The 25,269-nt window shown below is 52.0% G+C and carries 24 protein-coding genes and 1 riboswitch (1 of these 25 cut by a window edge); of the genes, 18 read left to right on the forward strand and 6 right to left on the reverse strand.

Annotated elements, in window-relative coordinates:
• Window positions 1-514: the 5' end (the start) of a YhcN/YlaJ family sporulation lipoprotein gene (locus tag CIG75_RS06250; RefSeq protein ID WP_094235858.1), read on the reverse strand. 542 nt of this gene lie to the left of the window's left edge; 514 of the gene's 1,056 nt are visible here — the first part of the coding sequence; it begins with the start codon at window positions 512-514; the stop codon falls past the left edge of the window.
• A gap of 236 nt (window positions 515-750) precedes the next feature.
• Window positions 751-867: riboswitch (SAM riboswitch) on the forward strand.
• Window positions 868-975: 108 nt separating this feature from the next.
• Between CIG75_RS06250 and CIG75_RS06255 the strand changes: the two genes are divergently transcribed.
• The 4 genes from CIG75_RS06255 (at window position 976) to CIG75_RS06270 (ending at window position 4,677) form a co-directional block, all read left to right on the forward strand.
• The gene (locus CIG75_RS06255; RefSeq protein ID WP_094235859.1) at window positions 976-2,007 is read left to right on the forward strand and encodes a methionine ABC transporter ATP-binding protein; all 1,032 of its coding nucleotides are present in this window, start codon (window positions 976-978) and stop codon (window positions 2,005-2,007) included.
• A complete protein-coding gene (locus CIG75_RS06260; RefSeq protein ID WP_407701273.1) occupies window positions 2,007-2,684 on the forward strand; it encodes a methionine ABC transporter permease in 678 nt (225 codons plus the stop codon). The genes CIG75_RS06255 and CIG75_RS06260 overlap by 1 nt, the downstream gene beginning before the upstream one ends.
• A gap of 42 nt (window positions 2,685-2,726) precedes the next feature.
• On the forward strand, window positions 2,727-3,554 hold the full coding sequence (locus CIG75_RS06265) for a MetQ/NlpA family ABC transporter substrate-binding protein (protein WP_094235860.1): 828 nt from the start codon (window positions 2,727-2,729) through the stop codon (window positions 3,552-3,554).
• Between the two features lie 115 nt (window positions 3,555-3,669).
• Window positions 3,670-4,677, forward strand: a complete 1,008-nt coding sequence (locus CIG75_RS06270; protein WP_094235861.1) for a DUF4097 family beta strand repeat-containing protein — start codon at window positions 3,670-3,672, stop codon at window positions 4,675-4,677.
• 238 nt (window positions 4,678-4,915) lie between these two features.
• On the opposite strand, the gene CIG75_RS20605 is transcribed toward CIG75_RS06270, so the two are convergent.
• Window positions 4,916-5,068, reverse strand: coding sequence for a hypothetical protein (locus CIG75_RS20605; RefSeq protein WP_157729416.1), 153 nt, complete (start codon window positions 5,066-5,068; stop codon window positions 4,916-4,918).
• Window positions 5,069-5,103: 35 nt separating this feature from the next.
• Here CIG75_RS20605 and CIG75_RS06280 point away from each other — a divergent pair, with 35 nt between their 5' ends.
• Entirely contained in the window at window positions 5,104-5,733 is a 630-nt protein-coding gene (locus CIG75_RS06280; protein ID WP_094235863.1) for a TVP38/TMEM64 family protein, read from the forward strand.
• 17 nt (window positions 5,734-5,750) lie between these two features.
• Here CIG75_RS06280 and CIG75_RS06285 read toward each other — a convergent pair whose 3' ends face one another.
• Both CIG75_RS06285 and CIG75_RS06290 read right to left on the reverse strand, forming a co-directional pair.
• Complete coding sequence (locus CIG75_RS06285; protein ID WP_094235864.1) at window positions 5,751-6,995, reverse strand: MDR family MFS transporter; 1,245 nt, start codon at window positions 6,993-6,995, stop codon at window positions 5,751-5,753.
• A gap of 127 nt (window positions 6,996-7,122) precedes the next feature.
• Window positions 7,123-8,370 (reverse strand): MDR family MFS transporter, encoded by a 1,248-nt coding sequence (locus CIG75_RS06290; protein WP_094235865.1) that lies wholly within the window; start codon window positions 8,368-8,370, stop codon window positions 7,123-7,125.
• 104 nt (window positions 8,371-8,474) lie between these two features.
• Here CIG75_RS06290 and CIG75_RS06295 point away from each other — a divergent pair, with 104 nt between their 5' ends.
• The 8 genes from CIG75_RS06295 to CIG75_RS06330 all read left to right on the forward strand — a co-directional run bounded on the left by CIG75_RS06295 (window position 8,475) and on the right by CIG75_RS06330 (window position 16,281).
• On the forward strand, window positions 8,475-9,152 hold the full coding sequence (locus tag CIG75_RS06295; RefSeq protein ID WP_094235866.1) for a Crp/Fnr family transcriptional regulator: 678 nt from the start codon (window positions 8,475-8,477) through the stop codon (window positions 9,150-9,152).
• Between the two features lie 216 nt (window positions 9,153-9,368).
• Window positions 9,369-10,484: a LysM peptidoglycan-binding domain-containing protein gene (locus tag CIG75_RS20610; protein ID WP_157729417.1), complete on the forward strand. Its 1,116-nt coding sequence runs from the start codon at window positions 9,369-9,371 to the stop codon at window positions 10,482-10,484.
• A gap of 39 nt (window positions 10,485-10,523) precedes the next feature.
• Window positions 10,524-11,495 (forward strand): phosphotransferase, encoded by a 972-nt coding sequence (locus CIG75_RS06305; protein ID WP_094235867.1) that lies wholly within the window; start codon window positions 10,524-10,526, stop codon window positions 11,493-11,495.
• Window positions 11,496-12,008: 513 nt separating this feature from the next.
• Window positions 12,009-12,512 carry a crossover junction endodeoxyribonuclease RuvC gene (gene ruvC, locus CIG75_RS06310; RefSeq protein WP_094235868.1) on the forward strand — a complete coding sequence of 168 codons (504 nt, stop codon included), beginning with the start codon at window positions 12,009-12,011 and terminating at the stop codon, window positions 12,510-12,512.
• On the forward strand, window positions 12,509-13,135 hold the full coding sequence (gene ruvA, locus CIG75_RS06315) for a Holliday junction branch migration protein RuvA (protein ID WP_094235869.1): 627 nt from the start codon (window positions 12,509-12,511) through the stop codon (window positions 13,133-13,135). The genes ruvC and ruvA overlap by 4 nt, the downstream gene beginning before the upstream one ends.
• 13 nt (window positions 13,136-13,148) lie before the next feature.
• The gene (gene ruvB, locus CIG75_RS06320; RefSeq protein ID WP_094235870.1) at window positions 13,149-14,144 is read left to right on the forward strand and encodes a Holliday junction branch migration DNA helicase RuvB; all 996 of its coding nucleotides are present in this window, start codon (window positions 13,149-13,151) and stop codon (window positions 14,142-14,144) included.
• A 90-nt stretch (window positions 14,145-14,234) separates the two neighbouring features.
• Window positions 14,235-14,978 carry an RNA polymerase sigma factor SigI gene (sigI, locus tag CIG75_RS06325; protein ID WP_094235871.1) on the forward strand — a complete coding sequence of 248 codons (744 nt, stop codon included), beginning with the start codon at window positions 14,235-14,237 and terminating at the stop codon, window positions 14,976-14,978.
• 40 nt (window positions 14,979-15,018) lie between these two features.
• The gene (locus CIG75_RS06330; protein WP_094235872.1) at window positions 15,019-16,281 is read left to right on the forward strand and encodes an anti-sigma factor domain-containing protein; all 1,263 of its coding nucleotides are present in this window, start codon (window positions 15,019-15,021) and stop codon (window positions 16,279-16,281) included.
• Window positions 16,282-16,432: 151 nt separating this feature from the next.
• Here the strand turns inward: CIG75_RS06330 and CIG75_RS06335 are convergent, their stop codons facing one another.
• Window positions 16,433-17,518, reverse strand: coding sequence for an HD-GYP domain-containing protein (locus CIG75_RS06335; RefSeq protein WP_094235873.1), 1,086 nt, complete (start codon window positions 17,516-17,518; stop codon window positions 16,433-16,435).
• Between the two features lie 230 nt (window positions 17,519-17,748).
• On the opposite strand from CIG75_RS06335, the gene CIG75_RS06340 reads away from it, so the two are divergent.
• The 4 genes from CIG75_RS06340 to yajC are packed head-to-tail and all read left to right on the forward strand — an operon-like array spanning window position 17,749 to window position 22,307.
• The gene (locus CIG75_RS06340) at window positions 17,749-19,830 is read left to right on the forward strand and encodes a SpoIID/LytB domain-containing protein (protein WP_094235874.1); all 2,082 of its coding nucleotides are present in this window, start codon (window positions 17,749-17,751) and stop codon (window positions 19,828-19,830) included.
• A 26-nt stretch (window positions 19,831-19,856) separates the two neighbouring features.
• A complete protein-coding gene (queA, locus tag CIG75_RS06345) occupies window positions 19,857-20,882 on the forward strand; it encodes a tRNA preQ1(34) S-adenosylmethionine ribosyltransferase-isomerase QueA (RefSeq protein WP_094235875.1) in 1,026 nt (341 codons plus the stop codon).
• A 16-nt stretch (window positions 20,883-20,898) separates the two neighbouring features.
• Window positions 20,899-22,020 carry a tRNA guanosine(34) transglycosylase Tgt gene (tgt, locus tag CIG75_RS06350; RefSeq protein WP_094235876.1) on the forward strand — a complete coding sequence of 374 codons (1,122 nt, stop codon included), beginning with the start codon at window positions 20,899-20,901 and terminating at the stop codon, window positions 22,018-22,020.
• 26 nt (window positions 22,021-22,046) lie between these two features.
• Window positions 22,047-22,307, forward strand: a complete 261-nt coding sequence (yajC, locus tag CIG75_RS06355) for a preprotein translocase subunit YajC (RefSeq protein WP_094235877.1) — start codon at window positions 22,047-22,049, stop codon at window positions 22,305-22,307.
• Between the two features lie 65 nt (window positions 22,308-22,372).
• Here yajC and CIG75_RS06360 read toward each other — a convergent pair whose 3' ends face one another.
• Entirely contained in the window at window positions 22,373-22,771 is a 399-nt protein-coding gene (locus CIG75_RS06360) for a TIGR04086 family membrane protein (RefSeq protein ID WP_094235878.1), read from the reverse strand.
• Window positions 22,772-23,064: 293 nt separating this feature from the next.
• On the opposite strand from CIG75_RS06360, the gene CIG75_RS06365 reads away from it, so the two are divergent.
• Window positions 23,065-25,239, forward strand: a complete 2,175-nt coding sequence (locus CIG75_RS06365) for a sensor domain-containing diguanylate cyclase (protein ID WP_172844419.1) — start codon at window positions 23,065-23,067, stop codon at window positions 25,237-25,239.
• The last annotated feature ends 30 nt before the right edge of the window (window positions 25,240-25,269 follow it).

The raw sequence follows: 25,269 nt of genomic DNA on the forward strand, positions 1-25,269 counted from the left end.
CGCCGGTGCGATTGTCGGTCAACGCCCGCTGGGTCGCAGTACGCCCCGCCATCGGGGGCACGTCGCGGTTCATGGTTCCTGCACGGTTCCCTTGCAGAGCGGTGCCTTGGTTGATCGCCACATAGGCGACATGGCCGCTGAGCAGAACTTTCGCATTTCGTACGCCCGGGATCGCTTCGACGCGAGCTTCGAGCGCGCGGTCGGTGCGCATGTTGCGAGTCGCAGTGTTGTCACGCGCCCCGACGCGATTGCGATCCAATGCATCATTGGTCAGCACATTGGGACGACGAGTCGTGCCGATGTTGTCAATCGCCCCGCGACGGTCGTTATCATAGCGCGTGTTTCGAACACCGATACCGTTGGTATTATCCATAATACGGCCTGAGCGATCCGTATTATAGGCACTGCTCCGCGTCTTGTCGATGTTGTTGTTCGGAGCAGCATTGGGGGTACAACCGGCGAGTAGGGATGACGACAGCAAAAGTGCGCCTGCGAGTGCAGTAAACTTTTTCAAGATGTCAGCCTCCTCAGCAAGTCAATTTGGCGGTGTTCAGCCCGCGAACCTATTGTCACCGATCTGGCAACTCTCTACACGTCGCAAAGATTGGTTCAAGCATCATCCTTCTTCCAATTCCACAAGAACGATTTTAAAATAGGGTATTGACGAAAAAATGAACTAGATGCTATACTCCAATTCATAGTCAATCACTTTCCCAAGAATTCTGATCTGAAAACTAAATACTTTTCGTGCTTTCATCAAGAGAGGTGGAGGGTCTGGCCCTGTGAAGCCCGGCAACCGTCAGTTCGTGTGGCAATGAACTGAAATGGTGCCAATTCCTGCGAAACTATTGTTTCGGCAGATGAAAGATGCAAGAGTTGTTTGCCTTGTGTCCTTCGTTTGTGGAAGGGCATTTTTTATTGCCTTCAGCACAGGAACGAAACGATCATCAAGAAAAAGGAGGGATGGGGCGCCTTATGATCAAGCTTCAAAACCTACGAAAAGACTACCTTGTAAAAAAGAAAGCGATCACCGCGATCAAGAGGGTTGATCTGACGATAGAAAAAGGTGAAATCTTCGGAATCATCGGTCACAGCGGTGCTGGAAAATCAACTTTGATTCGATGTATCAACTTGCTGGAACGCCCGACCGAAGGGTCTGTTGAGATCGACGGGGTTGACTTAACCCAACTCGGTGCACGCGATTTGCAAAAAGCGCGCCAAAGCATTGGCATGATCTTTCAGCACTTCAATCTCTTATCTTCTGCCACAGTTTATGAAAATATCGCCTTTCCGCTTCGCCTGACCAAGAAACCGAAAGCGGAGATCGATCGCAAAGTCAACGAACTGCTCGATTTGGTCGGACTCACCAAACATGCTACTAACTATCCGGCACAACTATCCGGCGGCCAAAAACAACGTGTCGGTATCGCCCGCGCACTTGCCAACGACCCCAAAGTGTTGCTCTGTGATGAAGCGACATCTGCGCTCGACCCGTTGACCACACAGTCGATCCTGCGTCTTCTTGCCGATATTAACAAAAAAACCGGCATTACGATCGTTCTGATCACACACGAAATGGGTGTCATTCAGGAAGTTTGTGACCGTGTGGCGGTCATCGATGGCGGTGAGATTGTCGAAGAGGGAGCGGTTGTAGAAGTGTTTCTTCGCCCGCAGCAACAGATCACCAAAGAGTTCGTGGCGCAAGTCGGCCACTTTGAGGTCCCGGAGGAACTGCTCAATCAGCATTTCGCCCTGCCGATCTCTTCGCAGCAACAGCATCGCATGGTGCAAGTTTCCTTTCTGGGCGATGTAGCGTTCCAGCCGATCATGTTCGAAGTCTTACAGCAAGCCTCCGTGCAGTTCAATATCCTGCATGGAACGATCTCACGGATGAAAGACACGCCTTACGGACGATTGGTGCTCGAACTAACGGGTGACCGATCAGACCTTGATCGCGCCGTTACCACGCTGCTCAGTCGCGGGCTTGATGTGGAGGTGATCGAATAGTGGAAACGCTGCTGTTAGAATGGTTCCCGAACGTGTTCTGGCCGGAGATCTGGAAGTCAGTCAATGAGACGCTCTACATGGTTGTAATCGCCACCTTGTTTACCGCAGTGATCGGTTTGCCGCTCGGTGTTCTGGTTTATCTGACCGGGCCAGGCCAATTGATGCAAAACCGTATCCTCAATCAGGTGCTGTCGATCATCATCAACGTGTTTCGCTCGATTCCATTCATAATTTTGCTCATCCTGATCATTCCGTTTACCAAATTTATCGTCGGCACATCGCTTGGCGTTTCGGCAGCGATTCCACCGCTGGTGGTCGGTGCTGCCCCATTTTTTGCCCGCTTGGTTGAAACATCGCTGCGTGAAGTTGATCGCGGCGTAATCGAGATGGCGCAGTCGATGGGAGCTTCAACCTGGCAGATCGTCACCCGTGTCCTGCTTCCAGAAGCGCGACCCGGGATACTGGCGGGTCTGACGATCACGCTCGTCGTGCTGATCGGTTACTCGGCGATGTCAGGGGCGATTGGCGGGGGTGGACTTGGTGATTTGGCGCTCCGTTATGGATACCAGCGCTACCAAATGGATGTGACGATCGTCGCTACCTGTATCATGATTGCATTGGTTCAAGTGTTTCAAATGCTGGGCGACCGACTTGTCGCACATTTCAGCAGAAAATAATTTTGAGAAAAACAGACACACACTCGAAAGGATGATTTCATCATGAAAAAACTTCTTCTTGGCGCAATGACTTTGCTTCTTAGTGCATCTCTCGTCGGCTGCGGCACAGACGATTCCAAAAAGAATGCTGCAACGGGTGACGCAGGCCAAGTGGTCACCTTGAAAGTGGGAGCGTCTCCCGTCCCGCATGAAGAGATTCTCAAACATGTGGCACCGCAGTTGGAAAAAGAAGGCGTAAAACTGGAGATTATTACTTTCAACGACTATGTCCAACCAAACCTGCAACTGGCAGACAAGCAATTGGATGCGAATTTCTTCCAACACATCCCGTACCTTGAAAAGTTCTCGACGGAACGTAAACTTGACCTGACCCATATTGCAGCTGTGCACATCGAGCCGATCGGCGCTTACTCGAAAAAATATAAAAAGGTTTCCGATCTCCCGAACGGCGCATCGATCGCCATCCCGAACGATGTGACTCAAGTTGGCCGCACCTTGGCTTTGCTTGAGAAAAATGGTTTGATCAAACTGAAAGCAGGCGTCGGCATCTCTGGCACCATCAAAGACATCATCGAAAACGAAAAGAAATTTGAAATCAAAGAGTTGGAAGCTGCGATGCTACCGCGCGTACTGCCGGAAGTTGATCTCGCTGTCATCAACACCAACTATGCGCTCGAAGCCGATCTGGTCCCGACCAAAGACGCGCTGTTTATTGAGGACAAAGAATCGCCATATGCAAACATCATTGCGGTTCGCACAGCTGACAAGGACAACCCAGCGTTGCAAAAGCTGGCGAAAGCGTTGAACTCCGAAGATGTGAAAAAATTTATCAACGACAACTACAAAGGTGCAATCGTTCCGGCTTTCTAAAACGAACACAAATAGCCTTTGGTTGGACGAAGACTCGGTCTTGAGACCGAGTCTTTTTGATTTCTGTCCATGATACGATGGAGCTAACAAAGTACAAGTAAGGGGGATTTTGACAATGCTTGATTTTTTGCTTGGCACGAGAGCGAAGTTTGAAGGCAGCACAGAGGTGACTCTGAAGCCTGATGAGTTGGCCGATCAATTGAAAGTTTTGGTGCACAGCGGCAACATCATCGTCAAACATACTGAACAAGAGACAGTACAGGCCCACGTTCATGTCGTCATCAAAGGAGAGCTGGCGGAAGAGATTCGCACCATTTCTGACGCGGACCGCTTATGGCGTTTGGAACAAGACGGAAACTCAATCGTGTTTGAACAGCGCGAGTTCTCCGGGTTTTACACGAACTCCTCGATCAAAATCAGTGTGGAGCTGACCGTGCCGAAACAACTCAAACGAGCCAATCTGCAAAGCCGCAACGGAACGATCGAAGCTCGCGATTTTTGGGGTAGCGTAGATGCTCATACGCGTAACGGATCGGTAGATGTACGTCGCATCGCTGGCGATGTATCCATCCAATCTCACAATGGGTCCCTGCAACTGCACAGCATCGATGCACAGGTGGTGCGCGCTGAAACGCATCATGGGAGCATCGCGCTCGATTCGGTGTATGGCGATGTCGATTTGGATACGCGCAACGGCAGCGTGGAAACGAAAAATATTGAAGGCGCTCTTCGGTTGCAGTCTCGCAATGGTTCCTTACGGATCGAAAAGGTGACAGGGGATCTGATGGCGGAAACGCATAATGGGAAAATTGTTGTTAGCGATTGTGAGCGTGGCATCGATCTGCACACGCATAACGGTTCGGTCCGTGTCCAAAATAAAACGGGTGTGGGCGGAAACTGGCAAGTGACCACACACAACGGTAGCATCGAATTGAATATCCCGAAAGATACAAATGCGACTTTTACACTGAAAACCTCGGCTGGCAAGGTTCACGGAAATGCCATTCCGGTACAGACTCAAGGTTTGGCCCAAAACATCGCGGTGAAAAGAGGCGATGGCGAACATGTGGTAAAAGTGGAGACACATCGCGGCAGTATTGAGGTCAGTGAGTTGAAGCGATAATCAATTATTTCCTCGGCAATAATCTTTCATCATTCGACAGGAACAAAGCATGATTTGTGGAATGTTGGGAGGTGTGAAGCAAAAGGGGGAATCGTTGATGGATGTTCGGTTTCAGGAGAATAAAGTGCTGGTGCGAACACTGCATCCGGGTCTTAGGAAAGTGGTTGCCATCGATGTTTTCCGAGCAGGTCGGCTCCTTCGCTCCAACGCAAACAGACAGATGATCGCGTCTTCCCTGCTATTTGATAGACGCAGTGTAGTGCGTGGTAGGCAGATGCTGATGAGACAACAAAGACAACCACTTGCCAGCAAGGTGTTTCCCGTTTTGCGTCGTGTTCGCCCGTACCAGATGCTCAAGCGGCAACCGTGCCTTGTCGAACTGGTTTTGCATAGACAAGCCCTTGTGCAGTCGATGGTGGTCGGACGATGAAACCGTTCGCTAAGAAGATATTCTTTCTGTTCATACTGATCATTTGCGCTGTGTTGATCGTCCTAAACCAAGAGCAACTGCTCGCGGTGATGGGGCAAGCAGAACAAATGCCGTTATTGGTTTTTGGATTGGCTGTGCTGTTTGCGTTCGTGCCTATGCTTCCGTATGGGCTGGTTGGCGGCGTGATCGGGGCGACGTATGGGATGGCGCTCGGCGCTTTAATCACTTGGTTAGCCTCGACGACAGCGGCAGTGCTGATGTTTTTGCTGGTTCGCTATGTGTTTGCTGAGCAGGCCAAGTCCTTTTTACAGCGCTATGAAAAGATCGGAAGATTTACAGACCTGTTTGAGCGGAATGCGTTTTTGGCGATTTTGTTCGCGCGGTTGATTCCGATCATTCCAGCTGCGGCTGTCAACATTTATTCCGGTTTGGTGCGAGTGCCGATGCGCGTTTTTCTAACTGCGACTGCGCTGGGAAAATTACCGACGATGATCATCTTTGCCACCATCGGTGAGCAGGCTTTGACATCTGGGCGCAATCTCGTGATGGTCATGCTCTTGTACGTCGTCTTTCTCGCCATCGTGTATCTGATTTATCGCTACACACGAAAAAAGTTGAGTCCCTAAAGACTCAACTTTTTCTTTTAGCTGGTCGCCTGTGCAGGAGCCTGTTTCGCTTCTTTGGTCGGCTTGCCCAGCGCACGTCCAAGCAATCGATAGTGGGCAAAGGCGGCGACGATCAGCAGCACGCCGATGATCGAGAACCACGCTTCACCGCCGTACTTTTGGAATGTAAGTGCACCAATCGTCGGTGCAATCGTCCCCGTCACCCCATAATGTGCGCCAAAAATTGCAAAGTAGCGTCCACGCAGCTCGGGAGGAGCCATGATCGAAACCGCTTTTTGAATCTGAGGACCATTCAGCATCTCGCCGATCGTAAACGAGATCTCCGCGATCACTAAAAGCCAAAATGTTTTCGCAAAACCATAGCCGAACGCGGTGCAGGCGAGGAACAGAAACGCAATAAAAATGACATTGCGAACGGCAAAGCGATCCGCAAACTTTGCGATGACAATCTGTAGCAACACGACCATCGCCCCATTGATGGCCAGCAAGGTAGCAAAAGTTTCAACATAGGAATCAAAATTGGTTTTTAAATGTTGCGGCAAAATGATCTCGACTTGCGAGTACAGCATTGCGCAGGGAATCATCGCCATGGTCAGCCAGATCAAGATCATATGTTTGCGAATCTTGAACTCAGGCTGGGCGACCCGTTCGGCAGTACCGTCTTTCTGTACCCGCATCGCTTTGGGCAATGTCTCCGGCACTTTCCAGATCAAGAGACCAAGATAAATCAGTTCTGCCAGCGCACAAAAGCCAAATGCGATCCCTGGGTTGATCTTATAGATCATCACCCCGATCAAAGGGCCGAGCGCAGCGCCGACATTCAGGGCGGTATGCATCAGTGCGAACACTTCAGAACGCTTTTCCTCTGGCACGAGGTCGGTGATCTGCGCCGAAGCGGCTGGCCAGAACATCGATTGTCCGAGACCGTTGATGATCGTGATCAGGGCGAACTGCAACACCGATTCGGCAAAAATATATCCGATCATCGTCCCCGCTTGAATGACCAGCGCTGCGACCATCATCGGTTTGCGGCCGTACCGATCTGCGAGGTTGCCCGAGTAGACACCGGCGATCAATCCGGTCAAAGGCTGAAGTCCAACGATCACCGCGGTGAGGAGCAAATTGCCTTGCAGCTTGTCGAAAAGATAAAGAGCGAGAAACGGACGAATCATAAAGCTGGCAAATGTCGTTAAAATCGTACCGATCACACGAATCCAAATGGCGGTGTCATAGCGGCCAAGTATTTGTGAAACAAAGTTCATGCCCCTCACCCCCTGTGTATCAGCAAAGTATACAAGATGACAGACAGAAAAAGATAGTGGATTCAGCAAAGACTAAATATTCAGTTTCGGGGCAAAGAAAAAGAACCCACCAGCAATGGTGGGTTCTCTACAGCGCATGTGTATCGGATGCTACCGGGGTGGGTTTTGGTGCAAAAATGGAGCGGCTGATCAGCCGATGCATAAAGATGGCCGCAGCGATCAATAGCAAGGCGATGATTGAAAACCAATACGACCCACCAAAATGTCCGAATCCATACGCGCCCAAAAACGGTCCGAAGGTGCGTGTCAAATTCCAGTTCAACCCATAGACGGCGAAATAGCGCGCGCGTAATTCAACTGGGGCTAAAATCGAGACGGCTTTTTGTGCTTGTGGCATGAAGAGCATCTCGCCGATCGTAAAAATAAATTCGGACAGCAACAACAATAACAAGGTGTTTGACCACCCGTAACCAAATGCGGTGACTGCACAGAGCAGAAGTCCGATCAGCACGACGCGTTGCATCGAATACTTCTCCGCAATGCGGGCGGTCAGGATCTGAAAACACATCACCAGAATCCCGTTGACTGTCATCAGCAGAGCAAACGTTTCCACGTAGTTTGTAAAATTGGTCTTCAAATGTTGCGGCAAAATAATCTCTACCTGGGAGTACATGAACGTGAATGGTAAAATACCAAGGGTCAGCCACCACAGCAGCTTATGATCACGAAAACGCATTTTCGGCAAAGGTTGTTTTTTCTGACCTGTCGTGCTTTTCATTTTGTTGCGGACTTCTTCGGGCAGGGTTTCCGGGATTTTCGTCAAAATCACTAGAGCATAGACGGCTGTCACTGCCGCAGAGAATAAAAAGACAAAGCTCGGATTCATGTTGTACATCAGGACGCCGATCAAGGGCCCGAGCGCGACGCCTACATTAAAGCAAGTGTGCATCAAAGCAAACACTTCGGCGCGTCTGTTCTCCGGCACGATATCGGCGATCTGCGCACTAGCCGCCGGGCCGAACAGGGAGGAGCCGATCCCGTTGATGATTGAGAGAATCGCAAAAGCGGTCAGCGATTCGACGAAAGCAAAGCCGATCAACGTGAAAAACGTGATCAAAAGCGAGAACAACATCAACGGTTTACGTCCATAGCGGTCGGACAATCCGCCCGCATAGAGCGCAGCGATGATCGAACTGCCCGGTTGCAGGGCGACGATCAGCGTGGTGATCAACAGGTCGCCTTCCAGTTTATCATAGAGATATAAGGCCAAAAACGGGCGGAGCATGAAGGTGGAGACGGTGGTTAACATGCTACCCATCGCACGGACCCAGATCGTCGTATCGTAACGGCGATAAATATTTTGAATCCAATTCATAAATGGTCACCCCGATCAAATAGCTAAAATTATTTAACTAAGTATACTCGAAAGATGTGGGGGAGGAATAGCCCCATTTTTCTGAAAGTTGTGGAGGTCTGAAGATGTGGAAAGAGTTGCGCGGAGTCGGTCTGTTTCGCGAACTGTCGGAAGAGTTTTTGAAAATGATCGCGAGCATTACCCACCTCAAAGCGGTGGCGCGCGGTGAGACGATTTTTTTCGAAGGGGACCCGTATACCGCGATGTACGTCGTACGCTCGGGCAAAGTGCGGCTGACCAAGTCAACAGCGGAGGGCAAAGAAATGATCGTCTACATCCGTCAAGACGGTGAGCCGATCGGCGCGGCGATGCTGTTTTTGGAACACCCCTATCCAGCGACCGCACAGGCTATTGAAGATTCGGAGGTCTGGCAGATCCCACATGTCGAATTGGAGCATCTCGTTCGGCAGAATCCAGACTTGTCGATCGCAATCATCCGGCTGCTCGGGGAGCGACTGCTGCAGACGCAGGCGCAGATGCGCGATCTGGCGCTGCAGGATAAATGGGGGGCGCTGATCTCTACGTTGCAACGATTGATCGAAGAATACGGGCGAGTGACGACAAAGGGGACGGTGCTCGATCTCAACCTGTCGCATCAGGAGTTGGCCAAGATGATCGGCTCGACGCGAGAAGGGGTCAATCGTATGATGAGCCAGTTGAAAAAGGCGCAGATCTTAGACGTCGTGCGCGGCGAGATCACCGTGTATGATGCAAAGAAGTTGCAACTGTTTTTGAAAGACTGATCGCAGGGCGTCCGGAAACGGGCGCTTTTCTTATGAAAAGATTCGCGCAGAGAAGTTTTTGATGACCGATTTGGTTTCGAAATCGTCAGGCGCAACGCGTTCTTTTTTCTCTCGCTGAGGGCGCTGGTTGGCCCCGCCCAATTTTCGATGAACAAGGACACATGAGGAGCAGGCGCATATACTGCCAGTGACATATGACTAAGGAGGGCGACCGGTTTGAAGGTACACACCGTCCAAAAGGGAGACTCCCTCTGGAAAATTTCAAAGCTGCATGGTCTCACGCTTGACGAGTTGATCGCTGCGAACCCGCAGATTGCCAACCCCGACCAACTGGAGGTCGGCATGGTGGTCAAACTCCCAGATGGGGGACCAGGAACCCCGATGCCAATCGAAGGTGAAGGGCCGGGCAGCAGCACGGTCCCGTCTGCTCAGGAGCCGAAGAAGGAAGTAGAAGGGCCGGGCACACACGTTTCGCCCAGTCATGCTCCGATTAACGTCGGAACCGGAGGCCCCGCACCTGCGTACCCGTCCGTCCCGAAATGGGATGGCTTGTGGAAGTATGTTGTCAAACAAGGCGACAGCATGTTTAAGATCGCCAAGCAAGTTGGGGTCACACTTGACCAACTAAAAGCGGCCAACCCGCAAGTTCCAAATGCGGATTCGATCTATGTCGGTCAAGTTTTGAATATCCCGTCTGCGGGACTCAAGCCCAAATATGGTAACAACCCGGGCCACTCATCTCCGATGAGCAAGGAGCAGCTGACCGCTCCAATCGTTCAACCGCCGCTGATGCCCAAGGAGCAACTGACCGCTCCGATCGTTCAACCGCCGCTGATGCCCAAGGAGCAATTGACCGCTCCGATCTTTCAACCGCCGCTGATGCCCAAAGAACAACTGACTTTACCAAAGGAGATGGCGCCTGTGGAACAACCGATCGTGCACCCCCCGGTGGTACATCCGCCGCAAATGGTTTCCCCGATTGAGATGAACATTCAGTACGCACCGCACATGAACTACGCACCGCATGAAGAAAACGTGCAAGTGCAACAAATGCAAATGATGCCGCAGCCTGTACAGCACCACCCGATGATGCTGATGTACATCCCGGTTTCCCATAAGAAAAAGCATAAAAAGCACAAAAAATGCTGCCATAAAAAAACGAAACATCACGTCTGCAAATGCGGTGGACACAAACATCATTTCATCCATCCTCAGCTTCATCTGTATGGGAACGTTCACCACGACACGATGCTGTACCACCAGCACATGCAGATGGCGCACGGCGGCGGGATGGGCATGATGCCGAAGACGTTCTATCGCGAGGACGAATAAAATTTATAGCAAGGGAAGCCCGACCGGCTTCCCTTTTGTATGGAAAGGGGGGAGTCGCTTGGGACTCTGCTGACAGACAACCTGCTCAGCAAGCTTGAGCGGGCCTACGGGCTCACGTTTATGCAAGCGGTCAAACTTCGCACAGTGACGGGCCTTCGCACCAGCGGCGGAGCGATGATTCTCAAGCGTTATGAAGGCGAAGGAATGAAAAAGCGTCTGGATGCGATCGGAGTCGCTTTGGATGCGGTCGTCTGTGCCGGTGTGGAGATCGCCCCCTATTTGAAAACGAAAGAGCAGAACATGTACATCAGTGACCGAGGAGGGCTGTGGACGTTGCAGCCTTGGCTTTCGGGACGGCATTTGTCGATGTATGATCCCAAGGAACGCAAGGCTGCGGCTGTGTCGCTTGGCGCTTTGCACCGCGTCCCCACGGCAAAACTGGTTGAGAAGACCTCCTCTCTGCGCGTACCGCCACTATGGGAAAAGTACCGCCATCGTTTGGAGCGCGCTCAAGAAGCGACCTATCGCATCGGTGCATTGGGTGAGCTGTGGCGGCCGTTTGCGGAACGGGCGAAGCAGGCGGTGCGGGAGTTGCAAGGTCCTCGATTTTTGCAAGCGTTGGAGCGGGACAATCGCAGTGGCGCCTTTTGCCACCGTGATCCGGCACCGCATAATTTTATCTGGCAGGAAAAGTCGGCCGCTCTGATCGACTTCGATCTCGCGGGGCTCGACGTGCGCGTGCATGATCTCTACCAGTTGCTCAACCATGCGCTCTACTTGAACGGACATGAAACGGGACTGTTTCAAGAGATGGTCGAAGCGTATGATCGTACCTATCCTTTGTGCGAGGATAACAGACGCGTTCTTGAGGCCCTGATGTCCTATCCGTCACTGGTGATTCGAGAGTGGTATGATTATGGTAAAACTGGAAATCGCAAAGCGCTACTGCCACGTTTGGAATGGGCGGCCCTACAGGAAGAGAAGCGGTATAAAGAGTTTAAGGGAAAATAAAAAGGCACAGCGATTTAATGCTGTGCCTTTTCTTCTTGCGATCTATTGTACGTTGGTGACCTGGTCTGAGTCATCTCCAACATTTTCATCTTCGACCGACGCGATCATCGTCAGTCCAAATCCTACAGTACCTACCAACAGTACAAGCGCGATCACTTCAGCAACCAAGACACCATCGCCCCTTTCAGGAAAATTGTTTTCATATAAATAGACGGAATAGGGATGTAAAAGGTTTCAGAGAAATTAGAACTTTTTTTGTAAGAAATTATAGGAAAAGCTCCATCTTCAAAGATAACGCATAGTGAATTCCCCCTCTGTTATACTCAATTTACCTGGTGGAAGCATTTTTTTATTGGAAAAAATCGAGTTCCACAGAGCGGGTCATCTTTTCGCAAAATCACATTATGTCTACCTGATACTGCCATAGCTTTCTGTGTTGTTCTATGTTAAAAAGGAAATGTATGTTCGGCATCGAATACGTTCCTACCGAACGACTAAGGAGGCATTGCCAACATGCGGATACTTGGAATCGACCCAGGATACGGGCGAACCGGATACGGCGTGGTCGATTTGATTGGCAATCGATTGAAGCCTGTTGAATATGGGTGCGTGGAGACTAAACCGAACACACCGATCCCCGATCGCCTGGTCGAGATTTACGGTGCGATACGCGAAATCATCGCGAGGCACAAGCCAGATGCGATGGCGGTTGAACAGATTTTCTTTGCGAAGAGCGTTACGACTGCGCTCGATGTGGCCCAAGCGCGCGGCGTGGTATTGCTCGCTGCTCGGGAGGCGGGTCTTGCAGTCGCAGAATATACCCCGATGCAAGTCAAGCAGTCTGTCGTCGGCTACGGAAAAGCGGAGAAGAAACAGATTCAGGAGATGGTGCGCATGCTGCTTGGACTCGCGAAGATTCCCAAGCCTGACGATGCGGCAGATGGGCTGGCGATCGCGATCACCCATGCGCATACCGCTCCGCTGCAAAGCCTTGCGGAAAGGAAGTTGAAGCAGTGATCGCATTTGTTGAAGGCACAGTCGCCTATGCAGAACTTGACCATCTGGTGATCAACGTTAACGGTGTCGGCTATCGCGTGTTCGTGACCGGCACGACCGCCTACCAAGTGAATGAAGGCGAGAATTTGCGCCTGTTCACTCACCATCATGTTCGAGAAGATGCCCATCTTTTATATGGGTTTCGCACAAAAGAGGAGAAAGAATTGTTTACCCGCCTCAACAACGTAAACGGAATTGGGCCGAAAGTCGCACTCGCGATCCTTGGGGCAGGTACTCCGGACCAATTTGTGTTCGCCGTTCGCTCGGAGGATGTCAATTTTCTCACCAAACTGCCCGGGATCGGTAAAAAGACGGCTCAACGGCTGATCTTGGATCTGAAAGAGAAGCTTGACGATCTGGCTGTGCTGTTGCCGACGCCTGCGTTGGCTACAGGAAAAGGGACTAGCAAAGCGGCGCCTGTATCCAAGGGACTAGGAGCAGAGTTGCATGAAGCGCTGACCAGTCTCGGCTATACTGAAAAAGAAGCGCATGAGGTTGTCCGAAGCCTTGCGGAAGAGATATCAGAAGGTGTTCCCATTGAAAGCCTGATCAAGCTCGCTCTGAAGCAAATGATGCGCCAATAAGGAGAGGTATTTCGTGGAAGATCGGTTCGTGACATCTCAACCTCTGCAAGAAGACAGCGAACAAGAGACGCTGCGCCCACGCTATTTGCACGAGATGATCGGGCAGCGCAAGGTGCGCGACAACATGAAAGTATATATCGAAGCGGCGAAGATGCGCCGGGAAGCGCTCGATCATGTACTGCTGTACGGCCCCCCCGGGCTTGGCAAGACGACGCTTTCCAACATCATCGCCAATGAACTTGGTGTCAATGTCCGCGTCACCTCGGGCCCGGCCATCGAACGACCGGGCGATCTGGCGGCGCTATTGACCAATTTGCAGGAAGGCGACGTGCTGTTCATCGACGAAATCCATCGCTTGAACAAAAGTGTGGAAGAGGTACTCTATCCGGCGATGGAAGATTTTGCGCTCGACATCATCATCGGCAAAGGGCCGGCAGCGCGTTCAGTGAGGCTTGATCTCCCGCCGTTCACTTTGGTTGGAGCGACCACGCGTGCTGGCATGCTGTCCTTGCCATTGCGCGATCGCTTCGGTGTAGTCTGCCATTTAGAATATTATGATCTTGAGGATTTACAAAAGATCATCGTCCGCACCGCCGAGATATTGGGCGTGCCGATCGTGCCAGACGGCGCGGCGGAGATGGCCATGCGTTCGCGGGGCACCCCGCGGATTGCCAATCGACTGCTCAAGCGGGTGCGCGACTTTGCGATGGTGCAAGGGGACGGTGTGATCACGGCCGACCTGGCAGATCATGCGTTGAAGTTGATTCAAGTTGACAACAAGGGACTCGATGAGGTTGACCACAAACTATTGTTGACGATCATTGAAAAATTTGGCGGCGGTCCAGTCGGACTCGACACGATTTCGGCTACAATCGGCGAAGAACCGGATACGATTGAAGACGTTTACGAGCCCTATCTGTTGCAGATCGGGTTTATCCAACGTACACCTAGAGGGAGAATTGTCACGCCGCACGGGTACCATCATTTTGGTTTGACCTGTCCGGATTGATAGTCCGACAAAAATATTTACACGACTCTCGTTTGATGCCCCATAATACGACCTGGGTGTACGAATCCTATAGCAAGCGAGGTGGAATGGGTGGGACTCTTACCGTTCCGACGCAAGAAATCGGAGGAGACATCAGATCTCAATCAGTTGTTGATGAAGGCACGCAGCGGGAATGAAGAGGCACGAAATCAACTGTTGCGAGAGTATATTCCTTTCGTTGCGAAGAGCGCCTCCCAAGCAACGGGACGGTACATTCGCCGTGGGCAAGACGATGAGTTTAGCATTGCGCTTTCCGCTTTTAACGAAGCGATCGAACGATATGATTTAAATCGCGGCACCAGTTTTCTTGGCTTTGCTGACACTGTGATCAAGCGACGTTTGATCGACTATTATCGCTCCAAGCAGTCGAAGCAGCGCGACCTGCCTTTCTCCGAATTCGAGGTGGAAGATGAAGAAGAGAATGTGATCAACTACGTCGAAGTGCAAAAGTCTGTCGAAGAGCATCAAAAGCAGGTGGAAAGCGATGCCAGGCGACATGAGATTCTGCATTTTACGGAGTTGTTGATGCAGTTTGACATCTCGATGGAAGAGTTGGTCGATCTATCGCCGAAACATCAGGATGCGCGTGAAAATGCGATGGAAGTTGCAAAAGTGATCGCTTCACAACAGGAGTTTTGCGACTATCTGATGGCGAAAAAATCCTTGCCGCTCAAAGCGCTGATGAAACATGTCAGCGTCAGCCGCAAGACGATCGAACGCCAACGAAAATATATTATCGCGGTCTCCTTGATCCTGATCGGCGATTTCGAAATGCTGCAAGACTATATCATATAACTGCGGTGGAGATGATTTTCTTTCGAAAGGGGGGCCGTTGATGCAGAACAAAGGGATTGTCATGCAAGTAGCAGATGGAATGGTCGTTGTGATGACCAAAGACGCAACGTTTTTGAAGATACCTTGGGTGGATGGAATGACCATCGGTCAGGAAGTTGATGTGCCTAACGAGGTGATCCATCAAAAGCGGAGTCCTATCAAAGCCGCACCGCTCCCTTGGTACAAAAAAACCTTCAACACCACTTTGAAGAAGGTCGGTGTGGTCGCAGCGTCGGTGCTGCTTGCCGTTAGTGTTTGGTCCAGCACTGTACTTTTTTCGGAGCCGATTGCGTATGCGTACGTGACGGTTGACATCAATCCGAGTATCGAACTTTCGATTGACAATCACAAACAGGTGGTCACGGCAACGTCGCTGAACGACGAGGGAGATTTGGTGTTGGCAGGACTGACATTAAAAGGGATGTCGGTCGATGAGGCAGTTGGAAAACTGGCCGCTGTTGCGCACACCAAAGGATACCTCGACGAGAAGACGGATGTGATCATCACTGCATCTCCGGCTGTAGCGGAAGAGGAAATGAAAGCGGATCTCGACCTAGTCAAAGTGGAGAGTGAATTGGTTGCCAAAGTGCAGTCGATGGCGCAAAACACCGGTGCTGAAGTCTCCGTAGAGGGGCTAGTCGTGTCCAAGGAAGTGCGCGATGCGGCCCAAGAAGCCGGCTTGTCTCCCGGCAAATATGCGTTGTATCTGGCAGCGATGCAAAGCGGTCTTGAGGTTGCCATTGATGAGTTCAAAACCGAGTCGGTCTCCAAAGTGATCAACAAGCGCGGTAAAGAGTTAGCCGAAATGCTGCATGATCTCAAGGGTGGCAAGCAACTGGACGCTTGGCATCGCGAAATGGCAGAAAAGAAAGTAAATCAAAAGGAGCCGACGGTCGAGCAACGCATCGTGCCGAGCAACATGAACCATCGCGAGCAAGACAAGAAAACACCACCCGGGCTGCAGAAAAAAGAGGACAACAAAAACAAAATGAAGCAGGATGACAAGAATGGCAAGGATCAAAAGTCTTCCCAGTCTGACAAGTCCGCTAAGCACGATGGCAACAATAGCAAGGCCCAGCCGAAAAAGTCCTCCAACGAGAAGGGGGACGACAAACAAAAAGGTTGGAATACTCCCAATCAAAATTGGAATGTAAAGTCTGGCTATGATCAGAACAAGAATAAGAGCTGGAACAATGGCAATGACCAAAAAGATCAGAAAAACAACAAAGATGATCAGCAAAAAGGCAAGAAAAAGGGTGACTAAATCTTGTCAGGCGGCAAACTTGCGATCATCGTGAGGTCATGCAAGCGCTGTACAGTTCGGCCAACAGTGAACGCTAGGCGTTGACTGTTGGATCTTCGCTCCATAGAAAAACCCCACAGCGCATGGCATGTGGGGTTTTTCTATGGACATGTTACTCGTTGTAGCTGACGATCATCATGGTCAATTCTTTGGTCAAGTCGATGTCATACGGGCTGTCCAAACGGCGACCGTACTCGTCGGTGAGCAGGCGAACGACAGGACGTTGCGGATACTCGGGGTTCAGACTGACGACAACGGCAGTTTCATCCGTGTTGAGTTTGACAGTCATGCCGATCGGGTAAACTGCGACGTTTTTCGCGAACAGGCGCACCAAGGACAGATCGAACAGTGCGGTGCCGCCTCCCAAAATGAACTCCAACGCCTCGTGGGGCAGAAATGCTTCACGATGAAAGCGCTTAGAAGTGAGGGCTTCATAAACGTCGCACATGCCGACGATCTTCGAGTATTCGTGGATCTCATCGCCCTTTAACCCGCGCGGATAGCCGGACCCATCGTTGCGCTCATGATGCTGATACGCGATATGGGCGGACAACAGCGATACGCCGTCTTGCTCGCGCAGCATCTCATAACCCCACTCCGCATGTTTCTTCATCAGCTCATACTCGAGATCCGAATAGCGGCCAGGCTTGTTCAAAATTTCTTGTGGAACTTTGGTACATCCAATGTCGTGAAGCAAGGCACCAACGCCAATCTCGGTGATCTCCTTCTGTCCGTACCCTTTGGCCAGTCCCAAAGCGGTGGACAGAATGGCAACGTTCACCGAATGATGATAGAGGTATCCGTCTACTGTAAAAATGCTAGCCAAGTTGATCAAGCCGCTGTTGTTGGCTTTCAAATCGGCGAGGATGTCTTGAAAAACACGGGAGATCTCGCGGCCGATCTGCGGGCGAGAGGCACGACGAGCACCTCGTTCCGTTTCAATCATAGACAGCATGGAGTTGTAGACAGTGTTGACTGCGCTTCGGCGCGTCTCGTCAGACACCGCATCGACGATCACAATGTCGTCCGTGCGCTTATCTTCAATATAAAGGCTGGAGACCCCAAGCTGTTTTAAACGCGTTATCATACGTTCTGAAAGCTTGACCCCAGCACCGACGAGGATCATACCTTTTTCATCGAGAACTGGCTTGGCGAGAACCGACTCAACCAGACTCAGTGATACAGGGGCTAATCGCATGCAGTACCGTCTCCCTGAAATTTTAGATTTTTCACTTGTATTATAGACGTTGAGAAGGGGTAGTGTCCATCATTTCTCAAACAAATTAATCCTGTTATCATTCAGCCAGTTCCCATTTGATGTATGATCCCCAGCTTTTGTAGGGACAGGGCAGGAAAACCGCACCTTTTGTGGAAGTATAGTACTTCACATGCACCTCGAAACTAGTTTACAGATGTAAGGAGACGATCATGCGCAACTCAAGAGTCTACGCTGCTTGGAAGAAGGTCTCCGTCTGTCTGGTCGCGGTCACAATGGCCGGCGGCCTGTTGCAGACGCCGATGATGCAAACTGCAGAAGCTGTGAGTGGTACGACCCCGATTCGCGTGGGTCTGATGATGAAGACGAGTTCTTTTAACACGACGACCGATACGGTCACCTTGCAAGGCCGTGGCGGCTTGCAGGTGGGCTTTTATACGGGAGACAAGTTTACGGCGCGCTACACGTCGCAAAGCGCGGTCAAGGCTTCATTGGACAACTATTACGTCCTCGTCGGCGTATACAACACTCTGGCTGAAGCGCAGAGTGCTGCCAACCGTGTGGACGGACTTGGCATGTCCTATGACATCTTGGTGGAGAACATCTCCGGCCAGAAGCGTTATCATGTGATCAATGGGTACTATGAGTATCGAACGCAAGCGGATGCTGCCCGCAATAGGCTGGCTGGCTCTGCCAAAGTCCGTGGCTATCTGCGCCTGAGCACTGGCAAGTTAGCCAACCAGAGCGCTGCAGAGGCAAGAGCGAACGATCTGCGGGCAAAAGGGCATGAAGCCTATCCGCTCGTGCGTAAAGACGGCTCGTGGGAGGTCTGGATCGGCAACGAAGGTTCCCAAGCAGAACTGGACGCTTTGAACGCAAGTCTGGGCGGTGGATATGCCAAGGCGGACTATGGGCCGGCCGACTACCTCCTCGTCAAGAAAAGCGCTTACTCGGGCATGGAGATTCCGCATTTCATCCAGAATTCGGCGAAGGAAGAGACCGCGTTCGTCCCGACCGGATCGCCTGCGGTGATCAAAGTGCTGGAGAAAGCGCGCGAATACCGTGGAGTGATTTTGGTTCAAGGCTACAATGAAAAGCCGCACGTGATCAACTACGTCGCACTCGATCAGTACCTGTACGGCGTTTTGCCGCAGGAGATGGCATCCGGCTGGCCGCTGGAAGCGCTGAAGGCGCAAGCGGTCGCTGCCCGTACCTATGCGGTGCGCAAGATGGGCAGCAACCGTTGGGGAGTCGCCGATATCTCCGATGACGTGTGGGATCAGGCCTATCGCGGCTATGGTCGTGAGGCGCAGGATACCAACCAAGCGGTCAATGAGACGATGGGGCAGGTCCTGATGAAAAATGGCGCGCTCGTCGAAGCGCTCTATTCGTCCAACCACGGCGGTTACTCGGGTGATGTCAAGGAGATCTGGGGAAGTGCGGGAATCGACTATTTGAAAGCTATTGAGAGCCCGTGGGACGTCGAAGCGACCCGTCGCGAACCGCTCTGCTATCGCGTTCAACTGCCCAACGGCATGATCGGTTGGATGCGGGCGAGCGGCGTCACCAAGGATGGCACCAATGCGGCCGGATTTGCCACAGGGGTCGTCAATGCGGACGCGCAGGCGGTTCGTCCGGTGCCCAACTATTATGCGAGCATTCTTGCCAACGCGACCAAAGGCATGCGGGTCGTCATCTTGGAGGAAGAGATCGAGTACAACACGTACAACTGGCAAAAAGGCCCGTTCACTCCTACCCAAATGATGAACATGATCAACGAAAACCAAAGAAGCGGCTACCCGACCGTCTCAAGTCCCGTCTACGACCTGCGCGTTTCCAAGTGGGGTCAAGGCGAGCATATGCTCGAAGTCAGTGCTAACGGGAAAGCGATCACAGTGCCGAACGCCGACTATCTCCGCTACCTGTTCGACGACCTGTGGAGCACGCGAGCGACGATCGAGCAGTTGGGGACCTATACCGTGCTCGGCGCAAGCGGCACAAAGAGCGAATATCCTAACGCGAAGCAGCAAGGCAAAGAATTGCACGTCATCACCGCAGCAGGCACTGCGACCAAGGCGATCAATGGCTCGAATGAGCAGTTCGTCCTGCTCGGCGCTGGTGGTCAAAGTCGCGTCGTTAGCAAAAACCAGTCCTACATCTTCCACGGTAACGGCTGGGGACATGCGCTTGGCATGTCTCAGTGGGGAGCACACGGCGCGGCGGTCAAAGGGTATACCTATGACAAGATTTTGAAACACTATTATCAAGGGGTTACCCTGACCGAAAAGCAATAATATAGATTTGAAAGGTGAACCACATCATGCGTGTTGAAGAATTTGATTTTCATCTGCCAGAAGAACTGATCGCCCAACATCCGCTCGAGGAGCGCACTGCATCTCGCTTGATGACGCTCAACAAGCGGACGGGAGAGATCGGGCATCATCGCTTCTCCGATCTGCTCGATTTTTTACAGCCGGGGGATGCGTTGATCTTAAACAACACGCGGGTGTTGCCGGCGCGCTTGTACGGTGTCAAGTCTGATACGGGCGCCAAGGTCGAATTTTTGCTGTTAAAAGAACTGGAACCAAACGTGTGGGAAGTGTTGGTGCGACCAGGTAAGAAACTGCGCATCGGCGCGCAAGTAACGTTTGGCGACGGACTGTTGACGGCAGAAGTACTGGAAAAGACGGAGGAAGGCGGACGAATCGTCCGCTTTTCGTTTGAGGGAATTTTCTACGAGATTCTCGACCAGTTGGGCCAAATGCCGCTGCCCCCGTATATCACGGAACAGTTGGAAGATCAGGAGCGCTATCAGACGGTGTTCAGCAAGCATCGCGGCTCGGCAGCCGCCCCGACGGCCGGTCTGCATTTCACTGAGGATCTGCTCAAGCAGATCGAGGCAAAAGGGATTAAGATCGGTTTTGTAACGTTGCATGTCGGGCTCGGTACTTTCCGCCCAGTGTCGGCGGAAACGCTCGATGAGCACAAGATGCACGCCGAATGGTATCATTTGCCGCAAGAGACGGCCGATCTGATCAACGCAACCAAAGCGGGTGGACACCGCGTGGTCGCCGTCGGCACCACCGCCTGCCGGACGTTGGAAACGGCTGGGCAAAAAGAAGGCGATTTACGAGAAGCGAGCGGCTGGACCGACATCTTTATCTATCCAGGTGTTGAGTTTAAGGTGGTCGATGCGCTCATCACCAACTTCCATTTGCCCAAATCGTCGCTGGTGATGCTCGTTTCGGCGCTCGCCGGACGAGAGTCTGTGCTTCACGCCTATGCGGAGGCTGTGCGGGAAGAGTACCGTTTCTTCTCGTTTGGCGACGCGATGTTTATATACTGAGGAGGAACCAGTCAGCATGACAGCAATCCGCTTTGAACTTTTGAAAACGGAAAAACATACAGGTGCGCGCCGTGGGCGTCTGCACACACCGCACGGCGTGATCGAAACACCGATCTTCATGCCGGTCGGCACCTTGGCAACGGTCAAGACCTTGAGCCCGGAAGAGCTGAAGGAGATCGGCGCGCAGATTATTTTGAGCAATACATACCATTTGTGGCTACGACCCGGCCATGACATCGTCAAAGAAGCGGGCGGTCTGCACAAGTTTATGAACTGGGATCGTCCGATCCTCACCGACAGCGGCGGCTTTCAAGTCTTTTCGCTGTCCGACTTGCGCAAGATCACCGAAGAAGGCGTGCAGTTCCGCAATCACCTGAGCGGCGAAAAGCTATTCTTGTCGCCAGAAAAAGCGATCGAGATCGAAAACGACCTTGGCGCGGACATCATCATGGCCTTTGACGAATGCCCGCCTTACCCGGCCGACCGTCAGTATTTGAAAGACTCGTTGGAGCGCACGACGCGCTGGGCAAAACGTTGCATCGCGGCGCATCAGCGCCCTGATGAGCAGGCGCTCTTTGGGATCATCCAAGGCGGGATGGACAAAGAACTGCGCCGACAAAGTGCGGAAGAGCTGTTGGAGCTCGATTTCCCGGGGTATGCGGTCGGCGGTCTGTCGGTCGGTGAACCGAAAGAGATCATGAACGAGGTGCTTGAATTTACCACGCCGCTGATGCCGAAAAACAAGCCGCGCTACCTGATGGGAGTAGGTTCGCCTGATGACCTATTCGAAGGCGTCATCCGCGGCATCGACATGTTCGACTGCGTATTGCCGACGCGCATCGCGCGCAACGGCACCTGCATGACTTCGGTCGGCAAAGTGGTGGTGCGAAATGCGACTTATGCTCGTGACTTTGGTCCGCTCGACCCGAACTGCGACTGCTACACTTGCAAAAACTATAGCCGTGCGTATATCCGCCATCTGATCAAGTGTGATGAGGTGTTCGGAATCCGTCTGACTTCGATTCACAATGTGCATTTCTTGGTCACGATGATGGAAAATATTCGAAAAGCGATCGATGAAGACAGACTTTTAGAGTACAAGCATGCATTTTATGAGTCTTACGGCTATAATATGTAATGATAGAAAGATTGGAGGAATAGAAAATGGATCTCTTGGCACAATTAGCACCAATTTTGCTGATCTTCGTGGTTTTCTGGTTGTTCATCATCCGCCCGCAGCAAAAGCGCCAGCGTGAGCGCGCTGGAATGCTCAACGCGATTAGCAGCGGCGACCGCGTGGTCACGATCGGCGGCTTGCACGGTACTGTCGAATCGGTTGAAGAGAAAACGGTTGTTCTGCGTGTAAGCGAGAACCACAAAATGACGTTTGAGCGCTCTGCGATCAACCAAATCGTCAAAAGCTAGTAGCACAGGATACATAGTAAGCCCCCTCACACACCAAGTGGAGGGGGCTTTGTTTTGCTCGGCGTTTATTTGCGCAAATTGACCCCGATCATGCCGCCGAATCCGCCGACGAGCGCCATGATCGTGTTTTGGAACAGGGTGTTTAGATTGAACACGGAGTCACTGACGACGACAAGTCCGAGCAGGGTGATCAGCACCGCGTAGCAAAGCCCGGTCAGACCGCCGTAATACCAGCCGCGATTGCCCGCTTGGCGTGCCGCAAGCAGGGAGCCGACCAGCACAGACAGCATGTTCAACACGTAGGTGATCGAGGAGAGGTTGGCTTCGGCCACCGAAGTCCAGCCCATGATAAACGTCGTGATCAGGATCGAAACAAAAGCGGTGATAAAGGATGCGATCAGTCCATACAGAACGGGCATGCCCCCGAAGTTGGGCGCATAGTCCGCGAGCGGATTACTTTTCATCAAGAAAGCACCTCCAAGTCCCAGTTTGTCGTTCTATGTATATTCGCTCGTACCAGCGGACATGATGAATTTGACCGAAGTCGCAGCTAGAGCCACAGCAACGGATGAAGATCGTACACAGCAGACTGCCTTCCACACATCACAGCATTCGGCACAGCCTCCCGTCACTTGGCGGGGGCTGTTTATTAATTTATGTGAAAATCTCTTTAGGTTAATGAGGAGGATTCTCGGAAGTTATCGTGAACTATTTTACCTAATGTTTTTGTTAAGTACTGATGAAGGAGTGGTTGAATGTGAAGTTGACGGCGGTGAAGCTGTATCAATATGCAGTGCTTCTTTTTGCCGCGTTTCTGGTTCTGACCGCAGCGTTTAGCCACTACGAATCGTTTTTGCAACCGCAATTGATCTTTCTCTTGTTGCTCTATCTGCTCGTCGAGTCGATTCAGATTCCGCTGTGGCGTGGATATGGGTCGCTGACATATGGCGTGACCCTTGGAACGATGGTGCTGTACGGCCCGCATGTGGCGGCACCGCTTGTCGCCATCGCAGTGACCGCCGCTCCCCTGATCAAGCGCAACAACCGAGGCACTCTGCTCCACTTCTTCAATGGGGCCCAGCATGCGGTCAGCGTGTTTGCTGCCTACGGGATCTTTCAAGGGTTTGGCGGCGGGACGGCACATCTGACCGGATCGGTTGTGACCCTCGACTTTTTGATTCTCATCCCTGTAACCTTGATGTATATGGTGATGAACCACTTTTTCGTACAGACTTTGTTCATCCTGCGCCGTGACAAATTGACACCGCAGGATTTTCTTCACCTCTTTATCAGCGATGCGATGAACTACCTGATTTCGACGCCGTTTGCCGTGTTCATGTTGGCGTTTGACGGGTACGCTCCGATCCTCTTTTTGGTATTCATCCCGCTGGTGCTCTTCGGACAGGTGCTGAAGCTGTACCGTAAGATCACGATGACCAATAAGGCGCACGAAGTCGTCTACCGCTTACAAAGCGAGTTCGACGTGCAAACCATCTCCTGCACGATCACCGAATCGGTGCGCGAACTCACCTCGTCGGTGACAGCAGCGCTCTGGGTGTTGGAGAAGGATCGCCTGATGCCAATACATATCGACGGGCAGTATCACCCAGAACTGATGCCCAAAGACGGCTATTCTCTGTCAGAAGGTAGCATCACATCGCTGGCGGTGCAGAGCAAGCAGGTGGAATCGGTGCCCGACACGATGAAAGACAAGCGGATCATGCCGAAAGTGGAGGGGTTCAAATCCTTCCTCGTCGTGCCGCTGAAAGCGCGCGACAAGGTGGTCGGCGTCCTCACCTGCTTTGGATCGCGCACACACGCCTACACGGAGGAGCAGATCGAACTGATCACCGTACTGGCCGCACAAGTCGGGGTGCTGATCGAAAACGCCAGCCTCTACCGTGAACTACAGGAAGCGACGTTGCGCGATCCCGGCACGGGGCTGTATAACTACCGCTATTTTTATCAAGAACTCTCACGCCGCTTCGAACTGGCCAAAGCGGAGTCACGGCCGATGTCGATCGTCATTTTGGACATCGATCATTTCAAGAAATATAACGATACATATGGACATGTCGTCGGTGATGAAGTGCTTCGCCAAACGGCACAGGTGATTCAACATGCGGTAGGTAACACTGGGGTGGTCGCGCGTTACGGCGGTGAGGAGTTTGCCCTCTTGCTCAACGCCTCGCTTGAGGAGGCGCAACAGATCGTCGAAGGCATCCGCCGCGCCTTGCATTTTCACAAATTCGAATACCAAGGCTATGTGGTACAGGGCGTGACGGTCTCCGTCGGGGTAGCCTCGTACCCCGACCACGATCAAAATGAGAAAGAACTGTTGGAAAAAGCGGATCAGGCGATGTATTGGGGTGCGAAGCAGCGCGGGCGGGACAAGGTTGCCGTCTATACGCCCGATTTTGACACCCATCTGTTTGTCGATAAATTGACCGGCCTGTACACGTACCATTATCTGCGGATCAAGCTGATGGAAGAGTTTATGGTGCAGAGCCAAGAGAACGGGCAATCGTTTGCTTTGATCTTCTTAAACATTGCAGAGTTTAACACCATCAACCGCACGTTTGGCTTTGAAGTTGGGAACATGGTGCTGCGCGAGATTGCACTGCTGATCAAGGAGAATGTTCGGAATGGTGAAATCGCAGCTCGTTACGGCGGGGATGAGTATTTGCTGCTCGTACCGCTGGTGAACCGCGAGGATGCCGAGCGGATCATGGAGCGCTTGCAAAAGGCGGTCGCCTCCCACAAGTTCAAAGTGGGCGACAACGTGTTGGTGCGCGTTCGTTCGCGGGCCGACATCGTCGTTTTTCCAGACGAGGTGTCGGAAGGACCACAACTTGTCTCGCAGATCGCCAAGATGTTCTTGCATCTTTCATCCGACTGGCTGGAACAGAAACAAAAGCATGCAGAAGCATAAAAAGCATCCTTTTCGGGTTATGGAGAGGAT

This window comes from Tumebacillus algifaecis (genome assembly GCF_002243515.1).
Classification (GTDB): domain Bacteria; phylum Bacillota; class Bacilli; order Tumebacillales; family Tumebacillaceae; genus Tumebacillus_A; species Tumebacillus_A algifaecis.